This is a genomic window from Erwinia tasmaniensis Et1/99 (genome assembly GCF_000026185.1).
In the GTDB taxonomy this organism is placed as follows: Bacteria; Pseudomonadota; Gammaproteobacteria; order Enterobacterales; family Enterobacteriaceae; genus Erwinia; species Erwinia tasmaniensis.
Genome location: NC_010694.1, coordinates 352,894 through 375,460, shown reverse-complemented (window position 1 = coordinate 375,460; position 22,567 = coordinate 352,894). Strand labels below are relative to the sequence as shown.

17 protein-coding genes are annotated in these 22,567 nt (G+C 54.4%); 9 read left to right on the top strand and 8 right to left on the bottom strand.

Translation table 11 applies throughout. From position 1 onward, the window contains the following. Window positions 1-22 precede the first annotated feature (22 nt). The 4 genes from hpf (at window position 23) to npr (ending at window position 2,288) form a co-directional block, all read left to right on the top strand. Window positions 23-310: a ribosome hibernation promoting factor gene (gene hpf, locus ETA_RS02690; protein ID WP_012440076.1), complete on the top strand. Its 288-nt coding sequence runs from the start codon at window positions 23-25 to the stop codon at window positions 308-310. 176 nt (window positions 311-486) lie between these two features. Beyond that, window positions 487-969 carry a PTS IIA-like nitrogen regulatory protein PtsN gene (ptsN, locus tag ETA_RS02685; protein ID WP_042958555.1) on the top strand — a complete coding sequence of 161 codons (483 nt, stop codon included), beginning with the start codon at window positions 487-489 and terminating at the stop codon, window positions 967-969. A 195-nt stretch (window positions 970-1,164) separates the two neighbouring features. Next, window positions 1,165-2,019, top strand: coding sequence for an RNase adapter RapZ (gene rapZ / locus ETA_RS02680; protein ID WP_012440074.1), 855 nt, complete (start codon window positions 1,165-1,167; stop codon window positions 2,017-2,019). Continuing rightward, a complete protein-coding gene (npr, locus tag ETA_RS02675; RefSeq protein WP_012440073.1) occupies window positions 2,016-2,288 on the top strand; it encodes a PTS phosphocarrier protein NPr in 273 nt (90 codons plus the stop codon). Before rapZ ends, npr begins: the two co-directional genes overlap by 4 nt. Window positions 2,289-2,360: 72 nt before the next feature. Here npr and mtgA read toward each other — a convergent pair whose 3' ends face one another. Beyond that, window positions 2,361-3,086 carry a monofunctional biosynthetic peptidoglycan transglycosylase gene (gene mtgA / locus ETA_RS02670; RefSeq protein ID WP_012440072.1) on the bottom strand — a complete coding sequence of 242 codons (726 nt, stop codon included), beginning with the start codon at window positions 3,084-3,086 and terminating at the stop codon, window positions 2,361-2,363. A 789-nt stretch (window positions 3,087-3,875) separates the two neighbouring features. Continuing rightward, window positions 3,876-6,215 (bottom strand): aerobic respiration two-component sensor histidine kinase ArcB, encoded by a 2,340-nt coding sequence (arcB, locus tag ETA_RS02665; RefSeq protein WP_012440071.1) that lies wholly within the window; start codon window positions 6,213-6,215, stop codon window positions 3,876-3,878. A 975-nt stretch (window positions 6,216-7,190) separates the two neighbouring features. Between arcB and ETA_RS02655 the strand changes: the two genes are divergently transcribed. Both ETA_RS02655 and ETA_RS02650 read left to right on the top strand, forming a co-directional pair. After that, window positions 7,191-12,725 (top strand): glutamate synthase-related protein, encoded by a 5,535-nt coding sequence (locus ETA_RS02655; protein ID WP_012440070.1) that lies wholly within the window; start codon window positions 7,191-7,193, stop codon window positions 12,723-12,725. Between the two features lie 51 nt (window positions 12,726-12,776). Beyond that, on the top strand, window positions 12,777-14,534 hold the full coding sequence (locus tag ETA_RS02650) for a sulfite reductase subunit alpha (RefSeq protein WP_012440069.1): 1,758 nt from the start codon (window positions 12,777-12,779) through the stop codon (window positions 14,532-14,534). 153 nt (window positions 14,535-14,687) lie between these two features. Here the strand turns inward: ETA_RS02650 and sspB are convergent, their stop codons facing one another. The 5 genes from sspB to zapE all read right to left on the bottom strand — a co-directional run bounded on the left by sspB (window position 14,688) and on the right by zapE (window position 18,339). After that, complete coding sequence (gene sspB / locus ETA_RS02645; RefSeq protein WP_012440068.1) at window positions 14,688-15,185, bottom strand: ClpXP protease specificity-enhancing factor; 498 nt, start codon at window positions 15,183-15,185, stop codon at window positions 14,688-14,690. Between the two features lie 4 nt (window positions 15,186-15,189). Next, entirely contained in the window at window positions 15,190-15,831 is a 642-nt protein-coding gene (gene sspA / locus ETA_RS02640; RefSeq protein ID WP_012440067.1) for a stringent starvation protein SspA, read from the bottom strand. Window positions 15,832-16,134: 303 nt separating this feature from the next. Further along, window positions 16,135-16,527: a 30S ribosomal protein S9 gene (gene rpsI, locus ETA_RS02635; RefSeq protein WP_004168023.1), complete on the bottom strand. Its 393-nt coding sequence runs from the start codon at window positions 16,525-16,527 to the stop codon at window positions 16,135-16,137. A 15-nt stretch (window positions 16,528-16,542) separates the two neighbouring features. Beyond that, window positions 16,543-16,971: a 50S ribosomal protein L13 gene (gene rplM, locus ETA_RS02630; protein WP_004155066.1), complete on the bottom strand. Its 429-nt coding sequence runs from the start codon at window positions 16,969-16,971 to the stop codon at window positions 16,543-16,545. Between the two features lie 240 nt (window positions 16,972-17,211). Continuing rightward, window positions 17,212-18,339, bottom strand: a complete 1,128-nt coding sequence (gene zapE / locus ETA_RS02625; protein ID WP_012440066.1) for a cell division protein ZapE — start codon at window positions 18,337-18,339, stop codon at window positions 17,212-17,214. Between the two features lie 176 nt (window positions 18,340-18,515). Between zapE and zapG the strand changes: the two genes are divergently transcribed. The 3 genes from zapG to degS all read left to right on the top strand — a co-directional run bounded on the left by zapG (window position 18,516) and on the right by degS (window position 21,555). After that, entirely contained in the window at window positions 18,516-18,914 is a 399-nt protein-coding gene (gene zapG / locus ETA_RS02620; protein ID WP_012440065.1) for a Z-ring associated protein ZapG, read from the top strand. 113 nt (window positions 18,915-19,027) lie between these two features. Continuing rightward, window positions 19,028-20,413 (top strand): serine endoprotease DegQ, encoded by a 1,386-nt coding sequence (gene degQ, locus ETA_RS02615; RefSeq protein ID WP_012440064.1) that lies wholly within the window; start codon window positions 19,028-19,030, stop codon window positions 20,411-20,413. Between the two features lie 80 nt (window positions 20,414-20,493). After that, window positions 20,494-21,555 carry an outer membrane-stress sensor serine endopeptidase DegS gene (gene degS, locus ETA_RS02610; RefSeq protein ID WP_012440063.1) on the top strand — a complete coding sequence of 354 codons (1,062 nt, stop codon included), beginning with the start codon at window positions 20,494-20,496 and terminating at the stop codon, window positions 21,553-21,555. Window positions 21,556-21,603: 48 nt separating this feature from the next. Here the strand turns inward: degS and mdh are convergent, their stop codons facing one another. Next, a complete protein-coding gene (gene mdh, locus ETA_RS02605; RefSeq protein WP_012440062.1) occupies window positions 21,604-22,539 on the bottom strand; it encodes a malate dehydrogenase in 936 nt (311 codons plus the stop codon). Window positions 22,540-22,567: the final 28 nt, after the last annotated feature.

The following is a 22,567-nucleotide window of genomic DNA, read 5'->3' as shown; positions in this document are numbered from 1 at the left end:
ACGAACAGAGAAGGAAGACACTATGCAGCTCAATATCACTGGACAACACGTTGAAATCACTGAACCACTGCGCGAGTTTGTTACCGCTAAATTTGCCAAGCTGGAACACTATTTTGACCGGATTAACCAAGTCTATATTGTTTTAAAAGTGGAAAAAGTGACGCAAATTGCAGACGCCACGCTGCATGTAAACGGCGGAGAGCTGCATGCCACCTCGGAAGAAAAAGATATGTACGCGGCAATTGACGGCCTCATTGATAAACTGACGCGTCAGCTAAATAAACATAAAGACAAGCTAAAACAACACTAAATTTCACTAAGCACCGAGTGATCTTTTAGCGCCAGGATAGGGGTTCAGGTAGAAATAATTTGACGGTCCGTTCGCTGTTCACAAGACGGACCGTCACTCTTTAATGAATATTAACCTATTGATTTAAAGCGACTAAAACGCCATTCGCCCGTGGAAGTGAATAAGTAAGTGAAACTATGATGAACAATGATCTAAAACTGGAACTGGGCTCAGTGTTAAGCGTCTGCTGCACGCGTAATGATGTACATTGCCAGAGCAAAAAACGCGCACTGGAAATTATCAGCGAACTGGCGGCTAAACAGCTCAACCTGCCACAACAGATAATTTTTGATGCTATTCTGACGCGCGAAAGAATGGGCAGTACCGGTATCGGTAATGGCATTGCCATCCCGCACGGCAAGCTGGAAGAAGATACTCTGCGCGCCGTAGGCGTCTTTATTCGCCTTGAAAGTCCTATTGCTTTTGATGCCATTGATAATCAGCCGGTGGATCTACTGTTCGCTCTGCTGGTGCCGGCAGATCAGTGCAAGACGCACCTGCACACGCTTTCTCTGGTAGCCAAACGTCTGGCAGATAAAACCGTGCTGCGCCGTCTACGCGCCGCCCGGAGTGATGAAGAGCTATATCAAATCATCACGGAAGATCACCTTGACACGTAACTGCAAGATGATGCTGCCAAAATCATGGCTGTAACGATTAAGCCGACGGCAGAACGGCATAGGGCGAACAATATCAACGCTGTTGTTACCCGTATATCTTGTAGAGACAAAGGTCCGGCGGTATTGGGATTGAACAGTAAATGTTGTTGCAACTTCAGGCACAAAGGTGCAAACGGCTAAACCGGGGGAAAAGAAATGGTGCTGATGATCGTTAGCGGTCGTTCAGGCTCAGGAAAATCAGTGGCGCTGCGAGCCCTTGAGGATATGGGCTTCTACTGCGTGGATAACCTCCCGGTAGTCTTGCTGCCCGATCTGGCGCATTCGCTGGCGGAACGCAACATGTCGGCTGCGGTAAGCATTGACGTGCGCAACATGCCGGAGTCTCCGGAAGTATTCGAAAATGCCCTGACCAGCCTGCCCGATAGCTTCTCGCCGCAGCTGCTGTTTCTTGATGCCGATCGCAATACCCTAATCCGACGTTACAGCGATACCCGCCGTCTCCATCCTCTTTCCAGCAAAAATTTGTCGCTGGAAAGTGCTATCGATGAAGAAAACGTTCTGCTGGAGCCGCTACGCTCCCGCGCCGACCTGATTATTGATACCTCTGAAATGTCGGTCCATGAGCTGGCAGAAATGCTGCGTACCCGCCTGCTGGGCAAGCGTGAACGCGAACTGACGATGGTATTCGAGTCTTTTGGCTTCAAGCATGGCATCCCCATCGATGCCGATTACGTCTTTGACGTCCGTTTCTTACCCAACCCGCACTGGGACCCGAAGCTGCGTCCGATGACCGGTCTCGATCGCCCCGTTGCCGCCTTCCTCGATCGTCACACTGAAGTCCATAATTTCATTTATCAGACGCGCAGTTATCTGGAGCTGTGGCTGCCGATGCTGGAAACCAATAATCGCAGCTATCTTACCGTGGCCATAGGCTGTACCGGTGGCAAACACCGCTCGGTGTACATTGCAGAGCAGCTGGCAGACTATTTCCGTTCGCGCGGTAAAAACGTGCAGTCTCGTCATCGTACGCTGGAAAAACGCAGATCATGAGCATAAAACAAACGGTTGAGATAAAAAATAAGTTAGGCATGCACGCCCGCCCAGCGATGAAGCTGTTCGAGTTGGTACAAAGCTTTGATGCTGAAGTGCTGCTGCGCAACGAGAGCGGTACTGAAGCTGAAGCGAGCAGCGTGATCGCCCTGCTGATGCTTGACTCGGCTAAAGGTGGCCATATTGAGGTGGAGGCCAGCGGGCCGGAGGAAGAAAAAGCACTGGCTGCGGTGGTTGACCTGTTTAACGCAGGCTTTGACGAAGAGTGATCCGAAAATAAGCGGCTGGCATTTTTCAGTCAGCCTTCTCGCTACAGCGCTTCTACATGACAGCGATAATTTTCATCGCAATTTATGTTGCCGCAAAAAATCCTCCCCGCCTAACTGGCGCATTTGACGTAGGATCCATTGCTGGCGCTGGCGCACATAAGCAGACGGCGCATCGGCTCTGAAAAGCACGGGGTTAGGCAAAACAGCCGCCAACAGCGCCGCCTCAGAAGCCGTCAGACGGCCGGCAGGCTTATGGAAATAACGCTGCGCCGCCGCCTCCACGCCGAAAATGCCATTGCCCATTTCAGCAACGTTAAGATAAACGGTAAGAATACGGCGTTTGCTCCAGACGGTCTCAATGCCCAGCGTCAATCCGGCTTCCAGCCCTTTACGAACCCAGCTGCGCCCATCCCACAGGAAGACATTTTTCGCCGTTTGCTGCGATAACGTCGAAGCACCACGCATAGCTTTTTTCTTGCCCTCACCGTCCAGAACCGACTGAATGGCCACAACGTCAAATCCCCAATGAGTGGGGAAATGCTGATCTTCGGAGGCAATCACCGCCAGCGCCATCCACGGAGAAATTTCCGGCATCCCCACCCAATCAGAGTGAGCAATATAACGGAAGTCGCCGCTAAACCAGGCTCCCAGCTGGCGCTCCGCCATAACGGCAGAAAACGGTATCGGTACAAAGGCAAAAATCACTATGCCGCTTAGCCACAGGCCCACCATGCCCAGCAACAAACGGAAGAACCAGGTCTTAATGCGTGCCAGCCTGCTATTTTGACGGCGGCTCATAAACCAGGGCTCCATAAATTTGGTTCAGCATAAGAATACAACAGGATTTCTCCATAAAGTTTAGTTAATCTGTTCCCGCCGGAATCGGTTCCATAAAGACCCCTTATTGGGCTAAAAACCATAATTTGACGGCATAATGGCCGAGCGCACCACATGCAATTGATTTAAATATCTTATGATTAAAGGTATTGCATCAATGTAAACTGACAATTTTTGAAATAACTTCATACTGTTTTTTTCATTATGCTACTTATTTTGTTATGCAAAGGTACTGCTCAGAGAGCTTCAACACCATCACAGACTCAGCTTTTAAATTTTTCTCACTCACTATCGGATAATTTGTACCAGCTGAAGTCAAATTTATTCAGATATTACTTAAAAAAACAGGGTAAAACTAATAAAAACATAAAGTTAAGACGGAATTATGTTACTTTTAAAAAGTTAAGTTCAGCTGCGGTGAGAAACCCTTTCATGTTACGTGTTCCCCCTAATAGTCTTGGTCAAATAAAATACAGAAGCGCTTAAAAAACAAGCAACCTGACGCGTAAACTGATTCCGTGCTTGACTATATGTTCAAATTCGGGTCTCCTGTTGACAAACACCGTTCAACATCACACATTTTAATGAATCTGGTAACATGTGATTCAGAATTTGCTAAGGTAGTGAACAGACGTTTTGAGTTTTACCCAATACCAAACCTGTGCTCCCGACGAGACCTATCAGAACAGCACAGGTTACCAATTTCCCTGGTGTTGGCGCAGTCTTCGCGCACCCCGGCTTCGGTCGGGGTCATTTTTTTTCAGCGTCTGTTACCCATTGCCGCAAAACTTCCATATCATTCCGCCATTCGAGTTTGAGTTCATCGATCCACTCCTGAACGTTGTCCCACCATGCCGGCAGTTCCGGGCTTTGGATCTGTTTTGCCACCTGTTGCAAATGCATCAGCCCGACAGAACCCGCCGCCCCCTTAATCTTGTGCCCTTCTTCCGCAATGCCCTTCTGATCGCGAGCCATCATATTTGAATCCAGTACCGCCAGATATCCAGGCATCATCTGCTCAAACATCGCCAGACTCTGATGGATTAAACTGGGGCCGACCAGTTCCATATACTGTTCCAGCATGGGTAAATCGAGTAGCGCCCGCTCTTTTTCTCCCATGCTAAGCTCGGGGGCCGCCGGAAAGTCCTCTGTCTGAAAGTCCCAGTATTTCTTGATCATTGCCGTCAGCGCAGGAACGGCCAGCGGCTTGCTCAGGACGTCATCCATACCCGCATCCAGATATTCCCGCCTGTCCTTCAGCACGTTAGCCGTCAGCGCCACCAGCGGTGGCAGCTGTGCATGGGGATAACGCTGATGAATAGCGCGTGCCACATCCAGTCCGGTCATATCCGGTAGCTGGATATCCAGCAGCACCAGGTCGAATTCATCCGGCTCAAACATGTTCAGCGCATCCTGGCCGGTCATCGCCACCTCTACGCTGTTGCCCAGCTTTTCCAATACCGAACGGGCGACCACGACATTCAGCTCAATATCCTCCACCAGCAGTACGTGCAGGGCCGGCAGCGGCATGTCATCTTCCGTTCGTGCGTCCTGTGAGGCCTCAGCGACACGCGGGGCGTTAAGCGTCAGTGAAAAACATGAGCCTTCACCGGGTGCGCCTGTAACGCTGATATCACCGCCCATGCTTTGAGCCAGGCGGCGAGAAACGGCCAGCCCAATGCCGGTGCCGGTGGCAGGTTTACCGCCGTGCCGATCTTTCACCTGGTAATACATGGCAAAAATTTTGTCCTGCTCGTCCTGCGGGATGCCAATACCGGAATCCTGAACATCAAAACGCAGGCACTCTTCGCTCTGATAGCCAACGCGCACCACAATTTCACCCTGCTGGGTAAATTTCACCGCATTACCAATCAGATTCCACAGGATCTGGCGCAGGCGGGTGCCATCGACCAGGATTTTTTGTGGCAGGGGTAACTGCGGCTCCAGCACGAACCGGAGTCCTTTGGGCTCGACCAGCAGCCCGGAGATATTTTCCAGGTCAGTAAGAAAGCTGGTGAAGTCCATCGGCTGGTTATCCAGCTGAACTTTGCGCCGCTCCATTTTGTCCATCTCGATCACATCATTAAAAATGTTGCCGAGGGTAATGGCCGACACATGGATAGTTTTAAGGTACTTAAGCTGTTCCGGGTCAAGATGGGTATCCAGCAGGATGCGGCTCAGACCGACAATGCCATTAAGCGGCGTACGCAGCTCGTGGCTGATCGTTGAGATAAAGGTCGTCTTTTCCCTACTGGCGTTCTCTAAAGCGTCCTGATAACGCTTACGCTCGGTTATATCGCGTCCGAAGCCCATCAGCCCGCTGCGTTTACCAACCCGGTCGTAATAGGGCACCTTACGGATTTCAAAACAGGCTTTGCGCCCGTCAGGATATTGCAGCCACTGCTCATAGGTGAGCGAAACATTGTGGTGGAATACTTTTTCGTCCGTTTCCAGCACTTTGGTGGCCGCAGCGTCGTCATACACTTCCCTGGGCGAGAGCCCAATCAACTGCCTTTCACTTTTGCCCGTCAGCAGCTCCATCGCCCGGTTGCAGCCGGAAAATTGACGATCGCTGTTGCGGTAGAACACCAGGTCTGGTGAGGCATCAAGAAAAGATCGCAGAAATGAGGATTGCTGTTCGAGTTCAATCTGCGCCTCTTCGCGACGCGCCATCTCATCTTTAAGCCGCGCCATCACCTGCAGGCGCTCCTCTTCAGCCTTGATGCGATCGGCAATCTCCTGATTTAAGCGGGTGATATTGCCCTGCATCTGCTGATTTAGCTCAAGATCGCGCTTACGCATCTCCTCCAGCTTATCCACCAGCCGCTCCAGCCGCTGACGCGACTCTTCCAGCTGTTCCACGACGACCGAAAGGAAATAGACCGCCCACGGAGTTATCAGCAGGCCGAAAAACACCGAACGTACCATATCAATGCTTTCAACATGACCGTGCAGCACCATCGTGACGGCCATTTGCACAATCATCGCCAGCACGACCAGCGCAGAAGCCAGCAGCAGTGAAAAACGGATCAGCCCCAGTTTTACCATCAAATCCACGTAGTACTGCGCTAACAAACGAATTTGTTTCATAAAAGATCCTTTTCAGCCTGATAGTAGCAATCATACCGGAATTGTTTAAAACACCAATGCGCCGTGCGATCTGCACAAAGCCACGGCCGTGCACGTTTATCGTGCATTCTGACTTGGCGCTGGCAGAATTATCGTCTGCATACGGGCGCGCAGCCCATCGAAGCGCAGTGGCACAAAGGACATGACCCGCAGCCATCCGATCGTGTTGCCGAGGGTGAGAAAGTGAAGCGAAAAACTATTGACTAAATTTTATAACTGCATAATCTGTAGGGCCGTTCCGAATTCAGCCCGGCTCATTCTGCCGACGCCGCTGGCCACCCGCGCCACCTTCAACTTCGCATATCGCATAACCATTCATATTTTATGAAATTTTAACCATTTCGCCTGTCATTAATATTTCTAATATTCTGACTCCTTTTTATTCAAAAACTCCACCACGGCAAATACAGTGCGTTCATGCGGCTTTACTCTCATTATCAGCATATTATGCCAGCGATCACCCCGGCACCAGCATGGTGCAGAGATTTGCTCCCTGCCCTATAGTGAGTCAGCTCACACTATCTAGCCCATCCGCCCCCCACACAACAGAGAATAAAGAGCTGATATATTCTTACATATCAAAACGATAACCCAACAAAAGCGCAAAAAGGCATAAGTAAAGCCGCTATTTGACCTGAGTAAGCTTTCCCGATAAGTTGGAAATTCGCCGGAAGCTTTTCTTATGGGCCAGTGTCTCGGCATATCTATGCAGCAAGACGATCCCCTCGTGATGCAAGTTATCACCCATTTGAGACCAGGATTTTAGCGAGCAGGTCATTAAAGGACGTTAAGATTTTGTCTGATAGTGACATGCCCGGAGTCACAGTGTCCGCATTCTAGCGGCAAGCAAATGATACAGAGCCTGAGGCAACACTCCGTTGCGCTCTGTGCCTGAAAAAATACAGGTAATGTCAAAAGAAGTTCAGGAGGCCCACGATGTCCAACTCAAAACCTTTCCCTTACGGCTTGTATGACCCATCGAAAGACAGCGACAGCTGCGGCGTGGGCTTCATTACGCGTAAGGATGGCGCACAAACCCATGAGGTGCTGGAAATGGCACACGGTGCCCTGTGCACAGTTCCGCACCGTGGGGGGATGTCAGCCGAAGGCGTGGGGGATGGAGCCGGGGTCAACGTGGACCTTTCGCTGCACTTCTTCCGTAAAATCACCGGGCAAGCGCTGGAAGCTGGGCGTTTTGGCGTGGGTAACTTTTTCGTGCCGAAGGACAGCACGCTGCGCGCCAACGCCGAGCGTCTGGTTGAAGAGACGCTGCACTCCTGTGACCTGAAGATTATTGCCCGGCGCGATATGCCGCTGGATAACGGCGTATTGCGTCCGGCAGCGGTCTCTTTCCAGCTGCCCATCGTGCAATGGATATTTGCTGCCCCTGACGATATCACCAGCCAGATTGATTTCGAGAAGCGCATTTATCGCGCCCTGCTGCAAATCGAAGCCCGCGCGTTTAGCGAAAGTGAATTCGGCGGACTCTACCCGCTGTCACTCTCCTCGCGTACCCAGGTGCTGAAAGCACGTCTGAACTCGAATGAAGTGATCCCGTATTTCAAGGACCTGACCGATCCCGATCATCAGGTACGCGGTCTGTTCTTCCACACGCGCTTCTCAACCAATACCGACCCGCATACCACCATGGCGCAGCCGTTCCGACTGATGGCGCACAACGGCGAGCTGAACACCGACCGTAAAAACCGTATTGCCGAAGCCGCGCTGGCGCTGGCGCGCGGTAAGAAAATCGTGCGTCCTAAGGGGCAATCGGACAGCTCGCGTCTTGATCAGAGCATCCACAGCCGCCTGATGGAAGACAATCTTGACCTGATCACCGCCGTGGTGTCCATGATGCCGCCCGCCTGGGAAAACGATCCGTCACTGTCGACGGAAGTGCGCGCCATGCTGGAGTATTTCTCCCTGTATGAAGAGAAAAATGACGGCCCGGCAGCGCTGATTTTCGGCAATGGCGAGGTGATCGGCGCGCGTCTCGACCGCCTCGGCCTGCGCCCACTGCGCTCGGTGGAAACCGCCGACTATATCGGCGCGATGTCGGAAGCAGGCCAGATCGCCTTCCCGCCCGAAAGCGTGCTGCGCCGTGGCCGTATCGAAGCGGGCGGTATGCTGTATTACGATCACCGCGAGAAGCGCAGCTACACCACGATTGAAGCGCTGGAAAAACTGGCGGCGGTGGCAGACTATCCTGCCCTGCTGGCGCAGTCCCGCGTGCTGTTGCAGGATCTGCCGGTGGTGCCGGCTGAGCAGCAGGGATCGCCGTTGCGTTACGGCGGCGATCTCAAAACCTGGCAGCGATTCGTGGCGTACTACTACAATCAGGAAAGCTTCAAGTTTATGATGGACCCGATGCTGACCACTGGCGCAGAGAAAATCTCCGCAATGGGTTACGGCAACGCCATCAACGCCCTGTCCGACCATGAAGGCGGCATGGCGCACTATTTCTCCCAGCGTTTTGCCCAGGTGACCAATCCCCCGCTGGATTCCATCCGTGAGGTTGACGGCATGACCCTGCGAGTTGCTCTTGGTGCCAAGCCGCATTTAGGTCGCAGCAAGGGCCAACAGATCGTCGTTCCCACGCCGATCCTGACGCACCTTGATATGCTGCAACTGCGTGAGCAGACCGTGGCGCCATATGCTCGCTTTGACATGCTCTATACGCCGGCGATCGGCAGCGATGCCGCAAGCCGCGCGGCCAATGCGGATGCACTGGAGCACGCCATTGATGACCTGGCGCAGCAGGTTGTCGACTTCGCCCGTGAACAGGGCGGCATCGCGGTGATCACCGACCGGCATCTCTCCAGCACGCGCGCCGCTATCCCGATGCTGCTGGTGGTGTCCGCCATTAACCAGCGCCTGGTGCAGGAAGGTCTGCGTCTGGACGTGTCGCTGGTGGTTGAAAGCGGCCAGAGCATCTCCTCCCACCATATCGCGGCGGCGCTGGGCTTTGGCGCTTCCGCTATCTATCCCCTGGGCGTGCAGATGCGCGCCGAAGAGAAGTATGGCGAGGGTGAAGGCGGCAATAAAGCCTTTAAGCGTTACGCTAAAGCCGCTGAGAAAGCCCTGATGAAAACCATGGGCAAAGTGGGCCTGTGTACCGTGGAGAGCTACAGCTGCGGCGAATTCTTTGAGCCGAACTTCCTGGATACTGAAGATCGCGTGCTGAAAAAGTATTTCCCTAACATCAAAACCCCGGTGGGCGGTGCGGGCTTTGCCTCTATCGCGCAGATGGCGGTTGACTGGCATCAGAGCGCGCTGCGCGTGCAGGGTGAAAGTGACGTTCCGCTGCTCGGCCTGTTCAAAGAACGGGCGGAAGGCGCAGGCCACTCCTACGGCACCATTGCGGTGCGTACCTTCATTGATATGACGGAGCAGCCTATTCGCTTTGCCGATACACCGCGTGAGGAGGATAACTTTATCCGCCTGATGACGCTGGCAAAACTGGATAATGCTTTTAATATCAAAACAAAATCCTTCGCCGACAGCAGCTTTGAACGTATTCCTGACGAGGTCATCGATAACTTTTCTATTACCACTGACTACCGCCAGTTCTCCAGCCTGATGTTGGAAGAACGCAAACGCCGTCCGGCGGCACTACGCGATATTCTTGCCTTCCCGGCAGATTTAACCCATGTCGACAGCGAAGCGGAATTCACCCGCAAACTGGGCCGTTATTCGCTGGTTAACAACGGCTTTGCGGTGCGCGGCCTGGTATGCGAGGCCATAGCAGAATGCGAAGGCCAGTTCAGGCTGCGCCTGAGCGATGCGGTAAGCGGACTGAAAAGCGAGCAGGAACGCCTGACCACCCTGTGCGGCGTGCTGGCTAAACGCTTCGGTGAAGAAATTTCACGGGCCGAGGTAACGGCGGATGCGCTGCTGCTGACGGCAAGCGGCAAAGCGGCGGAGTATCTGGCGCGCATCTTCACTATCGCTCCGGCGTTGCCGTTAAGCGAGGTTCAGCCGGCGCACGAAATCACCCGCACCTTTGCCTCCGGGGCGATGAGCCACGGCGCGCTGGTCGCTCCAGCGCACGAAGCGGTGGCGCACGGCACCAATATGGTCGGCGGCATGAGCAACTGTGGTGAAGGCGGCGAGCACTATTCGCGTCACGGTACCCTCCGTGCATCACGCATTAAGCAGCTGGCGTCCGGCCGTTTCGGCGTCTGGGCAGCCTATCTGGCCGATCCGATGCTGGAAGAGCTGGAAATTAAAATTGGTCAGGGGGCGAAGCCCGGCGAAGGCGGCCAGCTGCCGTCGGCCAAAGTGACGGTAGAAATCGCCGCAGCCCGTGGCGGTACGCCAGGCGTAGAGCTGGTCTCCCCTCCTCCGCACCACGATACCTACTCAATCGAGGATCTGGCGCAGCTGATCCACGACTGTAAAGCCGCCCGCGTACGCGTCATCGTCAAGCTGGTTTCCTCGGAAGGGATTGGCACCATTGCGGTGGGCGTGGCAAAAGCCGGTGCTGATGTGATCAACGTGGCCGGAAATACCGGCGGCACCGGGGCAGCTTCCGTCACCAGCCTGAAATACACCGGACGCGTGGCGGAAATCGGCATCGCTGAGGTCCATCAGGCGCTCTGCGCCAACGGCCTGCGTGAGAAAGTCCTGCTGCGCTGCTCCGGCGCACAGCAGACCGGCAGCGATGTGGTGAAATCTGCGCTGTTGGGCGGTGACAGCTTTGAGTTCGGTACCACGGCGCTGATGATGCTGAAATGCGTGATGGCAAAAAACTGCAATGTGAAATGCCCGGCGGGTCTGACCACCAACGCCGAGGCGTTTGACGGCGATCCGCGCCAGCTGGCGCAGTATTTTATCAACGTGGCACACGAAGTACGTGAAATGCTGGCGCGGCTCGGCCTGCGTTCACTGCGCGAAGCCCGCGGCCGATCCGACCTGCTGCACCTGATGGATCATCCGCTGGAAGTAGGTAAGCTGGATCTGCGCGCCATGCTGACCGTGGTTCCCGAAGTAAAAATCAGCCATCCGGTGTATCTGGAAAAAGATTTCACGCTGGATAACGACTGGATCGATCGCTTACAGGAACAGCTGGTCACCAAAGGATCGCGCGAGATCCTCCTGGGGGATGGCATCACCCTCAACAACCGTCATAAAAGCGTCGGTGGGCTGCTGGCTATCGATATCGAACGCCTGCTCAACCATCAGCTGAACGCCGAACATGTGGCCCGCATCCCGGCGGCACTACAGGACGATCGCGGTCGTCGCTACCTTGCTCCGGCCACGGTGACGATCGTCACCGCCGGTTCGGCCGGCCAGTCTTATGGTGTGTTCTGTAATGACGGCATGCGGTTACAGCACCAGGGCACCTGCAACGATGGCGTAGGTAAAGGCCAGTGCGGCGGCGAGATTATCGTGATGTCGCCGGGCGGCGGCTCGCAGGATGCGGAAGGCAACGTGCTGATCGGCAACTTTGCCCTGTTTGGGGCCACCGGCGGGCGTCTGTTTGCCCAAGGCCAGGCGGGCGACCGCTTTGCCGTGCGTAACTCGGGGGCCACGGCGGTGGTCGAAGGCGTCGGTGATTTCTGCTGTGAGTATATGACCAACGGCGCGGTGCTGAACCTCGGCACCTACGGAACGGGTTTCGGCAACGGTATGAGCGGCGGTTTCGCCTACCAGTACGACCCCTATGGCACGCTGGCAGGGTCCGCGGCCGCTGACTCGGTGATGATCGCCGCCATCAGTGATGACAATGAGATGGCTCGCGTGCATCAGCAGGCGGTATTGACGATGCTGAACTGGCATCTCGAGGCCACCGGCTCGCCACGCGCCCGTTGGTTACTCGACCACTGGGAAACGGAAAGCCAGCATTTTGTTTACGTGATGCCCCGTTCCCTGCTGCTGTATCAGGACGGTGCGGAAATCCTTAAGGCAAAAGCGCGTAAGGACCTGCTGGAAGAGCTTTCCACCGCCCTCGCGGGTCACCAGGTGGCGAAATTCAAAGCGGCATGGCGTGCTGGCAAACCTATCGCTAACGGATCGGTTCCGGCCTACGGCGCAATGGACACCCCTGAAATGCTGGTGCTGCTGAACAACTACACCGTTTTGAGCTGCGCCCAGCAGCTGGCGCTGTCCCGCCTGCCGAAAGGCACCGCGGTGCAGGACCCGGCGGTGGAAAAAGCGGTGCGCAATCTGCTGATGACGGAGGACTTTACTCTGATTAGCAAATTACAGCGTCACGGCCGCGCCGCGATTGAAAGCTACAGCGATGAGCAGCTGGCCTGCCTGATCGGCGCCAAACGCATGGCGGATTACAAAGCGGCTCTGACGCAACGTAATATTCGTTCAATGGATAGTCTGGCCACCTATGGCTGGATCCTGTATCAGGATGCGTGCAACAGAGATGTACTGGGACGACTGCCTGACTTTGAAGAGCTGTTTGCCCGCGCGGCACTGCCTGAATTAGCGGCAGCGGTCGGGAAATTAGCCGGATAACGCACTGAATATCAACAGTGACTCAGAAACGGGATTGAGTAGATAAACGCGATGAAAATTCCTTATATTCCTGAAGATGCGCCATTTAATGGCGAGCAGAAGTTTTGGCTGGCAGGTTTTCTTGCCGGGTTACACTCACGCCTGCTGGTACTGGAAAATCAGCCCCAGGCAGCCGGGGCATCGGCATCGGCCACCACTACCCAGCTGCATATCCTGTTTGGTTCGCAGACGGGCAATGCCGAAGCGCTGGCGCAAAGCGCCGCCAGGGCCGCGCGTGCGAAAGGCCTGGTCCCGGTCGTTCAGAGCCTTGATGAAGTGGATATCGACGTCTTCGCCACCATGCGCCACGTCCTGGTGATCACGTCGACCTACGGCGAAGGTGAAATGCCGGACAATGCCCAGCTGTTCTGGCAGGCCATCTCTGCCAGCACCGCACCACGCCTTGAACAAATGCACTTTGCGGTGCTGGCGATTGGCGATACCGGCTATGACGGCTTCTGCCAGGCGGGTAAATTTATCGATATGCGTCTTGAGCAGCTGGGCGCTAAACGGGTCTATGAACGTATTGACTGCGATATCGACTATGAGGAGCCGTCCAACGCGTGGCTTGGCCAGTCGATGCCACAGTTCGCCGCCAGCGCCGGCAGCAGCGGCAACGTGCTGGACAGCGCGCCGGAGGCACCGGCTATCCCCGGCGGTAACCGAAATAATCCGTACGCGGCAACGCTGGTCACCAACAAACGTCTTTCCGGCGAAGATTCCGGCAAGGACATCCGCCACTTTGAGTTTGACCTGAGCGACAGCGGCCTGAAGTATGAGGCTGGCGATGCGCTGGGCGTTATTCCGGTAAACGAACCGGCACTGGTTAACCTGCTGCTGGCCCAGCTGAAATCCGACTACGATACGCCGGTGCCGGGCTTTGAGAGAAGCCTGGGCGACCTGTTGACCTACCAGTTCGAGATTTCAGAACCTTCGCGCAAGCTGATCGAATGGGTAGGACAGAACACCGGCAATCAGGAATTGCGTCATGTGCTACAGCACGATGACAGGGATGCGCTAGGCGTATGGCTATGGGGGAAAGACACTCTCGACCTGCTACAGCTCGATGCCACCCGCTCGCTCAGCATTCCCGAATTTATGGCCCTGCTGCGACCGCTACAGCACCGCGCCTACTCTATTTCTTCCAGCCAGAAAGCCCATCCAAACCAGGTGCATCTGACCATTGCTTCCGTGCGCTATCACAGCGGCGGGCGGGCACGCGGCGGCGTCTGCTCGACTTACCTTGCGGAACGCGTGAAGCGCGGTGAAAAGCCGGCTATCTTTATCTCGCCAAATAAGGCCTTCCGCCTGCCGGTGAACAACGATGCGCCGCTGATCATGATCGGGCCAGGTACTGGCATCGCGCCGTTCCGCGCTTTCCTTGAGGAGCGCGAAGCGCTGGGCGCAAAAGGTAAAAACTGGCTGTTCTTTGGCGACCAGCATCAGGAGCACGATTATATCTATCGCGATGAGCTGTCAGCCTGGCAGGAAAGCGGACTGCTGACCCGCCTCGACCTGGCCTTCTCACGCGATCAGGCGGATAAAATTTACGTGCAGGATCGTATGCTGGAACAGGGGGCAGAGCTGTTTGCCTGGCTACAGGAAGGCGGCTGTTTCTACGTCTGCGGCGATGCGTCACGCATGGCGAAAGACGTGGACAAAGCGCTGTACGCCATTATCAGTCAGTTTGGCGGCATGTCGTCAGAACGCGCGGCGGATTATGTGGACCAGCTGAAGAAAGAGAAGCGCTATCTGCGCGATGTGTACTAAACCCCAATGACGTCCTCCGTCGGCCATGTGCTTTATTGGCCGACGGAAAACGCGCCCGGATGCAGCAAAAAAAAATCCGGCAGCCATCAGGCCACCGGATATCTATTCCACCACCGTTTTCATCAGGTCGTTTTAGCCACCTGGAAAGGTGATTTATTTCACCACGCGCAGCGCCGGACGCCCACCGCGCGGAGGCGGTTCGTCATCGGGGCCATCGTCACCGGTCACGCTGTCATCAGGACGATCGCCGTCAATGACCGACATGACCGTTTCCGGGGCTTGATCTTCGCCGTTTGAGGCCTCGCTTTCGTCGACCCCATCGTACTCTGGCTCAGGTTCAAACATCGTGCCGGCACCGTTTTCACGGGCATAAATCGCCAGTACGGCTGCTAGCGGAACTGAAACCTGGCGCGGAACGCCACCAAAGCGTGCGCTGAAGCGGACTTCATCATTGCCCAACTCCAGATCGCCCACCGCGCGAGGTGCGATGTTCAGCACGATCTGCCCATCACGCGCATACTCCAGCGGAACCATCACGTCGGGCAAATTAATGTCGACGACCAGATGCGGCGTGAGATCGTTGTCCAGCAACCACTCATAAAAAGCGCGCAGCAGATAGGGGCGACGTGCGGTCAGTTGAGACATTTCCATCGTATCAGCCCCGCGTGTGCAGGCGCATTTCACGTTCCGCTTCCGTCAGGGAAGCAAGGAAGGAATCACGCTCGAAGACACGAGTCATATAGCCTTTCAGCTCTTTAGAGCCTGCACCCAATAGCTCAATACCCATTTGCGGTAAGCGCCACAGCAGCGGAGCCAGATAGCAATCAACCAGGCTAAACTCTTCGCTCATAAAGAACGGCGTACGCGAAAACAGCGGAGCAATTGCCAGCAGCTCTTCACGCAGCTGCTTACGTGCGGCTTCCGCTTCCTGTGCCGTACCGTTTTCAACTTTACGCATCAGGCTGTACCAGTCCTGCTCAACGCGGTGCATCATCAGGCGGCTTTCACCACGCGCAACCGGGTAGACCGGCATCAACGGTGGGTGTGGAAAACGTTCGTCCAGATATTCCATGATGATGCGCGATTCATACAGCGTCAGCTCGCGATCGACGAGGGTGGGTACGGTACGGTATGGGTTGAGGTCAATCAGATCCTGTGGCAGATTATCCGTTTCAACCTGCTCGATCTCGACACTCACACCTTTCTCAGCCAGCACAATGCGCACCTGATGGCTAAAAATGTCAGTCGGACCAGAAAACAGCGTCATTACCGAACGTTTGTTGGCAGCGACAGCCATGTAAACCTCCAAGTTTATCGAGAAAATTACTGCGAATAGCCATCACGCGGCGACTCATCATTGCCATTAGCCTGAAGACCGCTCCCAAACCATGCAGGATACACGCATCTTTGCCCGACTAATGGGCACAAAGTGACACATAGTTTACCAGATTTTAGCCTGCTTGTGGGGATGGGAACACGCAATTGCGGGGAAAATGGTAAAGGCCCGTGTCTTTGGCGCATTTTGTTGCGGGGTAAAAATAAAAAACCCGGTGCCAGGCACCGGGTTTTCCGATAATTGAATCTGCCGCAGCAGAAAAAATTAACGTTTGGAGAACTGTGGACGACGACGTGCTTTACGCAGGCCGACTTTCTTACGTTCAACCTGACGCGCATCGCGAGTAACGAAGCCTGCTTTACGCAGTTCGCCACGCAGTGACTCGTCATACTCCATCAGAGCACGTGTGATACCGTGACGGATCGCACCAGCCTGACCAGAGATACCACCACCTTTAACGGTGATGTACAGATCGAATTTACCAACCATGTCCAGCAGTTCCAGCGGCTGACGAACTACCATGCGGGCAGTTTCGCGACCGAAGTACTGTTCTAATGAACGCTGGTTGATAACGATGTTACCGCTACCCGGCTTAATAAAGACGCGTGCGGAAGAGCTTTTGCGGCGACCAGTGCCGTAGTTTTGATTCTCAGCCATTGCCTGTAATCCCGATTAAATGTCAAGAACTTGCGGTTGCTGTGCCGCATGGTTGTGCTCGTTGCCCGCGTAAACTTTCAGTTTACGGTACATAGCACGGCCCAGCGGGCCCTTTGGCAGCATGCCTTTAACCGCGATTTCAATCACGCGTTCAGGACGGCGAGCAATCATCTCTTCGAAGGTCGCTTGCTTGATACCACCGATGTGGCCGGTGTGATGGTAATAGATCTTATCGCTACGCTTGTTACCGGTTACGGCAACTTTTTCAGCGTTAAGAACGATAATGTAATCACCAGTATCGACGTGCGGAGTGTATTCCGCTTTGTGCTTACCGCGCAGGCGACGAGCCAGTTCAGTCGCTAAACGACCTAATGTTTTGCCTGTTGCGTCAACAACATACCAGTCACGTTGGACCGATTCTGGCTTAGCTGTAAAAGTTTTCATCTAAAAGCTTACCCAAATTAAGTTACACGTTGGTGAAATCCCAAACGCTTGAATAAACGGTTGGAGCTCACACGACCATCTTGACCAGCAAGCCCACCCCTTCGGATAGAGTTACTGGAACACAAAGAGTTTTGGGAAAAAAACCTTTGCTGTAACGTGGGGTCGCAAGATTATAGAGAAGTCGTCCGTAAAAATCGAACGTTTTCTACGATAAAATTGCAATTCCGCCAGGCCTTCATTTCAGGGCAAATGCGCCAGGCGCAGATACTCTTCGCTCTGCATCTCCTGCAGGCGCGAAACGCAGCGCTGGTATTCAAATTTCAGGCGCGTGCCCTGATAAATTTCGAAAAGTGAGGTTTCCGCCGAGACCACCAGCTTAACGTGACGCTCGTAGAATTCATCTACCAACGCCAGAAAACGCCGGGCCTGGTCTTCGGTGTTGTAAATCATCACCGGCACATCATACAGCAATACGCTATGAAAGCGGCGAGATAGCTCAATATAGTCATGCTGGCTACGTCCTTCACCACAAAGAGCAGTAAAGCTCATTGCCACGACCCCTTCAGCCACACCGAGCGTGGGCAGCTGGCGATGATTGATCTCCAGCGCTTCATGCGCCTGAGGGGACCTGCCCGCCAGCGCAACAAACATCCTTTCCATCTCTTCAGACGTTTCAGCACCCAGCGGGGCGATCCAAAGATGTGCGGCGGTCAGCGTGCGCAGACGATAATCAATACCGGCATCCACATTCATCACTTCGCAGTGCTGCTTGATCATCTCTATCGCCGGGATAAAACGCGCACGCTGCAAGCCATTACGATAAAGATTGTCAGGTGGAATATTTGAGGTCGCCACGAGCGTAATGCCGCGACTGAACAACGCTTCCATTAGGGTCCCCAGCAGCATGGCATCGGTGATGTCAGAAACAAAAAACTCGTCGAAGCACAGCAGATCGGTTTCGGCTTTAAAACGATCGGCAACAATTTGTAGCGGATCGCTGTGCCCCTGCAACTCGGTGAGCTCCTGATGCACGCGCAGCATAAAACGGTGAAAGTGCAGGCGCTGTTTACGCTCACCGGGTATCGCCCGGAAAAACATATCCATAAGCCAGGTCTTGCCGCGCCCCACCCCACCCCACATATACAGGCCGCGTACCGGTGCCTGAACATCGGTTTTCGGTTTTCCCAGCAGCTTATGCAGCTTGCCAAACAGACCGACGCTGGCGGGAGCTGGCGGCGAGCTGGAATGACTTAATGCCTGATAAATACCGTCTAAACGCGTGACGGCGGCATGCTGTACCTCATCGGGCTGATACTCACCGTTGTCCAGCGCCTGTTGATACAGCGCCAGTGGAGACATCGTTTGCATAATTTAGTTACATTCCCTGAAATATTACCCGCCCAGACGGCCGATCGTCGAAAAAAAAGTCGTTCTACACTAAGCGAAGCTGCCGCAGGATTCCACTTCCATCAGATTAGCGGTTATAGTGACGGGTATTAAATGGAACAGCCCTACGTAACAACGAAGACAAAACGGGAGTCATTATGACCTGGGAATACGCGCTCATTGGATTAGTCGTTGGGATTATTATCGGCGCAGTAGCAATGCGTTTTGGTAATCGAAAACTGCGCGAGCAACACAGCCTTCAGTATGAGCTGGAGAAAAGCAAAGCAGAACTGGCGGACTATCATCAGGAGCTGAGCAACCATTTTGCCCACAGCGCCGAGCTGTTGGATAATATGGCACGCGACTATCGCCAGCTGTACCAGCATATGGCAAAGGGATCCCATGATCTGCTGCCTAACCTGCCGGGGGAGAAGAACCCGTTTGCTTACCAGTTAACCGAGTCTGAAGCGGATAACGATCAGGTGCCGGTGCAGATGCCGCGTGATTACCCCGACAGCGCCTCTGGCCTGCTTCGTGGCGACCGCGCCGTTAAGTAAATGAATCGGGGTGCCCGCCACCCCTTTTTTTCCTGACGATCTCACCTGCCCGTCAACACACTTCCTGCCATACTTTTTACCTATTCCACTTCTGCTAGCGAGAGCTGAGCCCGATGAAGAAAAAATCATATCTGTTAAGCGCATTAGCATTAAGTCTCAGTCTGCAGCTCAACGTGACGGCTAACGCCAGCGCACCGCTTCCCACGCAGGTTCAGGGGCAACAGTTGCCCAGCCTGGCACCGATGTTGGAAAAAGTGTTACCTGCCGTGGTTAGCGTGCATGTCGAGGGAACGCCAGGCCCCAGCCAGCAGCAGGAGATACCCGCTCCGCTGAAACGCTATTTCGACCAGAAGGGTCAGGGAGATACGCCCGGCAACGGCAGATCCCCCGTTTTTGAGGGGCTGGCTTCCGGCGTGATCATCGATGCGGCAAAAGGCTACGTGCTGACCAATAACCATGTCGTCAAAGGTGCGGATAAAATCAGCGTGCAGCTAAGCGACGGTCGCGAGTTTAGCGCAAGGCTTGTCGGCCGCGATGAACAAACCGATATCGCACTTATCCAGCTGAACGGGGCGAACAATCTGGCCCAGGTGACCATCGCCGATTCCGACCAGCTGAAGGTCGGGGATTTTACCGTTGCCATTGGCAATCCTTTTGGTCTGGGGCAAACCGCGACGTCGGGTATCGTTTCGGCGCTGGGGCGCAGCGGTTTAAATCTGGAAGGGCTGGAAAACTTTATCCAGACCGATGCGGCGATCAATCGGGGTAACTCCGGCGGCGCGCTGGTAGATCTGAAGGGTAGGCTTATCGGATTAAATACGGCGATTTTGGCCTCGAGCGGCGGCAATATCGGCATTGGCTTTGCCATTCCGAGCAATATGGCGATGAGCCTGGCGCAGCAGCTGATCCAGTTTGGCGAAATCAAACGCGGCCAGCTGGGCATTAAGGGCACCGCGATGACCGCCGATATGGCCAAAGCCTTTAACATTGATGTCCGGCAGGGGGCTTTCGTCAATGAAGTCTTGCCCCAGTCAGCCGCCGCTAAGGCCGGAATAAAAGCCGGAGATATCATTACCACCGTAGATGATAAGCAGATTACCAACTTTGCCGAACTGCGGGTCAAGATTGGTATCACTCCACCAGGTCAGGAAGTGAAGGTGGGGCTGGTGCGCGAAGGTAAACCACTGACCCTGAGCGTGAAGCTGGATAACAGCATTCAGACTAGCGTCAACATTGAGCTGGCGACGCCAGCGTTACAGGGGGTCATCCTGAGCGATGGCGCGGCGAAAAATGGCGCTAAAGGTGTCGTGGTGGATAACGTCGAGAAAAACGCGGCGGCAGCCCAGGTCGGCCTGCAAAAAGGCGATGTCATCACAGGGATTAACCGCGCCCCGGTGAAAAACCTGGTCGAATTGCGCAAAATACTGGCGACAAAACCTCTGCTGCTGGTGCTTAACGTTATGCGTGGCGATGAGAATATCTACCTGCTGTTGCAGTAACTCAAGCGCGGACACGGGGTACTGTGTCCGCGTAACTCATGCTATCCTGCCAGTCGTTTCTCCATTCATCGTTATTAGGCATGATACCCAAACTCTTACGTTCAGCGATCTTCGGGCTAATAATAGCCGGCATACTTTTGTTAGCGATACCGGGTCTCAGACTCGGCAGCGGCCTGTTTTCGCAAACGGAGGACAGCAGCAGCCAGCAGCCGATCAGCTATAATCCGGGGGTACGCCGCGCCGCGCCAGCAGTGGTTTATGTCTATAATCACAACGCTAACGGTGCCAGCGATATCCTTGGCTCTGGCGTGATTATGGACCCACGCGGCTATATTCTGACCAATAAGCATGTGATCAACGCGGCCAGCCAGATTATTGTTAATCTTCAGGACGGGCGCTCCTTTGAAGCGCTTTTAGCCGGTTCTGACTACGTGACCGATTTGGCGGTGCTGAAGATTAATGCGACGAATCTGCCAGTGATCCCCATCAATCCGAGCCGTATTGCGCATATCGGCGACCTGGTGATGGCAATTGGTAACCCCTATAACATTGGCCAGACGGTAACCCAGGGGATTATTGGGGCAACCGGACGTGTCGGCCTTAGCCCCTCACGCCGCCAGGATTTTCTGCAAACCGATGCCTCGATCAATCGTGGTAACTCGGGCGGCGCGCTGATTAACTCGCTGGGTGAACTGGTGGGGATTAATACGCTGTCATTTGATAAAAGCAGCAATGGTGAAACGCCTGAAGGGCTGGGCTTTGCCATCCCTACCAAGCTGGCGACCAAAGTCATGGAAAAATTGATCCGTGATGGTCGGGTGATCCGTGGATATATCGGTATTACCGGACAGGCGATCCAGCACTTTAGCGACCCCAATAACAATATGGAAAACATGCAGGGTCAGGGTATTGCGGTGACGGAGGTCAAGCCTGGCAGCCCGGCCTATACAGCCGGTATACAGGTCAACGATGTTATCACGCGCCTGAATGACGTCGTGGCTCAGTCTCCGCAGGAAACGATGGATCAGGTGGCAGAAATACGCCCGGGAACGGTGATCACCGTTGAAATCAGTCGTAATGAGAAAAAGCTAACGCTTCCCGTCACGGTGCAGGAGTATCCCGAAGAGGAACCGAGTCAGTAGCCGATCGGGTTGGCCCCATCGGGCGATGGGGCCACTCACGCAAAGACGTTATTTAACGAACTCTTCACCCTGCGTAATATCTTTTTTCAACGTATCCAACATGCTGGAAAGCGCATGCTGTTCAAACGCGCTGAGTTCGCCGACAGGCCGACGCTCAACGATGCCGTTCTTACCCAACAGCAGCGGCTGCGAGAAGAAACGCGCATATTCTCCCTCGCCTTCAACATAGGCACATTCAATAACATTGCTTTCACCTTTGAGCGCACGCACCAGCGCCAGCCCAAAACGAGCCGCCGCCTGGCCCATTGACAGCGTTGCTGAGCCGCCACCGGCCTTCGCCTCCACCACTTCGGTGCCCGCATTCTGAATACGTTTAGTCAGGCTGGCCGTTTCCTGCTCATTAAAGCTAACCCCCGGAACCTGGGACAGTAGCGGCAGGATCGTCACGCCAGAATGGCCGCCAATAACCGGAACGTTGACCTCTTCAGGCTGCTTACCTTTCAATTCAGCGACGAACGCATTGGCGCGGATAATATCGAGGGTGGTAATGCCAAACAGCCTGTTTTTATCGTAAACTCCCGCTTTTTTAAGCACTTCCGCAGCAATTGCCACCGTTGTATTAACCGGGTTTGTGATGATACCGATCAGCGCTTTCGGGCAGGTGGCAGCGACCTGCTCAATCAGATTGCGCACTATGCCGGCGTTCACGTTAAACAGATCGGAACGATCCATGCCGGGTTTACGCGCCACGCCGGCCGAAATCAGTACGACGTCAGCACCTTTCAGCGCCGGGGTGGCATCTTCACCGCTGAAGCCTGCAATTTTGACAGAGGTCGGTATGTGGCTTAAGTCAACCGCGACGCCTGGCGTAACGGGTGCGATGTCGTACAGTGAGAGTTCTGAACCTGCCGGGAGCTGGGTCTTTAGCAGCAGGGCAAGCGCCTGGCCAATACCACCTGCTGCACCGAGAACTGTAACTTTCATCCTATACTCCTTATTATATTTTGCGCAT

What these genes read in the sequence shown, in the direction of transcription:
- hpf (WP_012440076.1), top strand. Translation starts at nt 23, where the DNA reads ATGCAGCTCAATATCACTGGACAACACGTTGAAATCACTGAACCACTG.
- ptsN (WP_042958555.1), top strand. Translation starts at nt 487, where the DNA reads ATGATGAACAATGATCTAAAACTGGAACTGGGCTCAGTGTTAAGCGTC.
- rapZ (WP_012440074.1), top strand. Translation starts at nt 1,165, where the DNA reads ATGGTGCTGATGATCGTTAGCGGTCGTTCAGGCTCAGGAAAATCAGTG.
- npr (WP_012440073.1), top strand. Translation starts at nt 2,016, where the DNA reads ATGAGCATAAAACAAACGGTTGAGATAAAAAATAAGTTAGGCATGCAC.
- mtgA (WP_012440072.1), bottom strand. Translation starts at nt 3,086, where the DNA reads ATGAGCCGCCGTCAAAATAGCAGGCTGGCACGCATTAAGACCTGGTTC.
- arcB (WP_012440071.1), bottom strand. Translation starts at nt 6,215, where the DNA reads ATGAAACAAATTCGTTTGTTAGCGCAGTACTACGTGGATTTGATGGTA.
- ETA_RS02655 (WP_012440070.1), top strand. Translation starts at nt 7,191, where the DNA reads ATGTCCAACTCAAAACCTTTCCCTTACGGCTTGTATGACCCATCGAAA.
- ETA_RS02650 (WP_012440069.1), top strand. Translation starts at nt 12,777, where the DNA reads ATGAAAATTCCTTATATTCCTGAAGATGCGCCATTTAATGGCGAGCAG.
- sspB (WP_012440068.1), bottom strand. Translation starts at nt 15,185, where the DNA reads ATGGAAATGTCTCAACTGACCGCACGTCGCCCCTATCTGCTGCGCGCT.
- sspA (WP_012440067.1), bottom strand. Translation starts at nt 15,831, where the DNA reads ATGGCTGTCGCTGCCAACAAACGTTCGGTAATGACGCTGTTTTCTGGT.
- rpsI (WP_004168023.1), bottom strand. Translation starts at nt 16,527, where the DNA reads ATGGCTGAGAATCAAAACTACGGCACTGGTCGCCGCAAAAGCTCTTCC.
- rplM (WP_004155066.1), bottom strand. Translation starts at nt 16,971, where the DNA reads ATGAAAACTTTTACAGCTAAGCCAGAATCGGTCCAACGTGACTGGTAT.
- zapE (WP_012440066.1), bottom strand. Translation starts at nt 18,339, where the DNA reads ATGCAAACGATGTCTCCACTGGCGCTGTATCAACAGGCGCTGGACAAC.
- zapG (WP_012440065.1), top strand. Translation starts at nt 18,516, where the DNA reads ATGACCTGGGAATACGCGCTCATTGGATTAGTCGTTGGGATTATTATC.
- degQ (WP_012440064.1), top strand. Translation starts at nt 19,028, where the DNA reads ATGAAGAAAAAATCATATCTGTTAAGCGCATTAGCATTAAGTCTCAGT.
- degS (WP_012440063.1), top strand. Translation starts at nt 20,494, where the DNA reads ATGATACCCAAACTCTTACGTTCAGCGATCTTCGGGCTAATAATAGCC.
- mdh (WP_012440062.1), bottom strand. Translation starts at nt 22,539, where the DNA reads ATGAAAGTTACAGTTCTCGGTGCAGCAGGTGGTATTGGCCAGGCGCTT.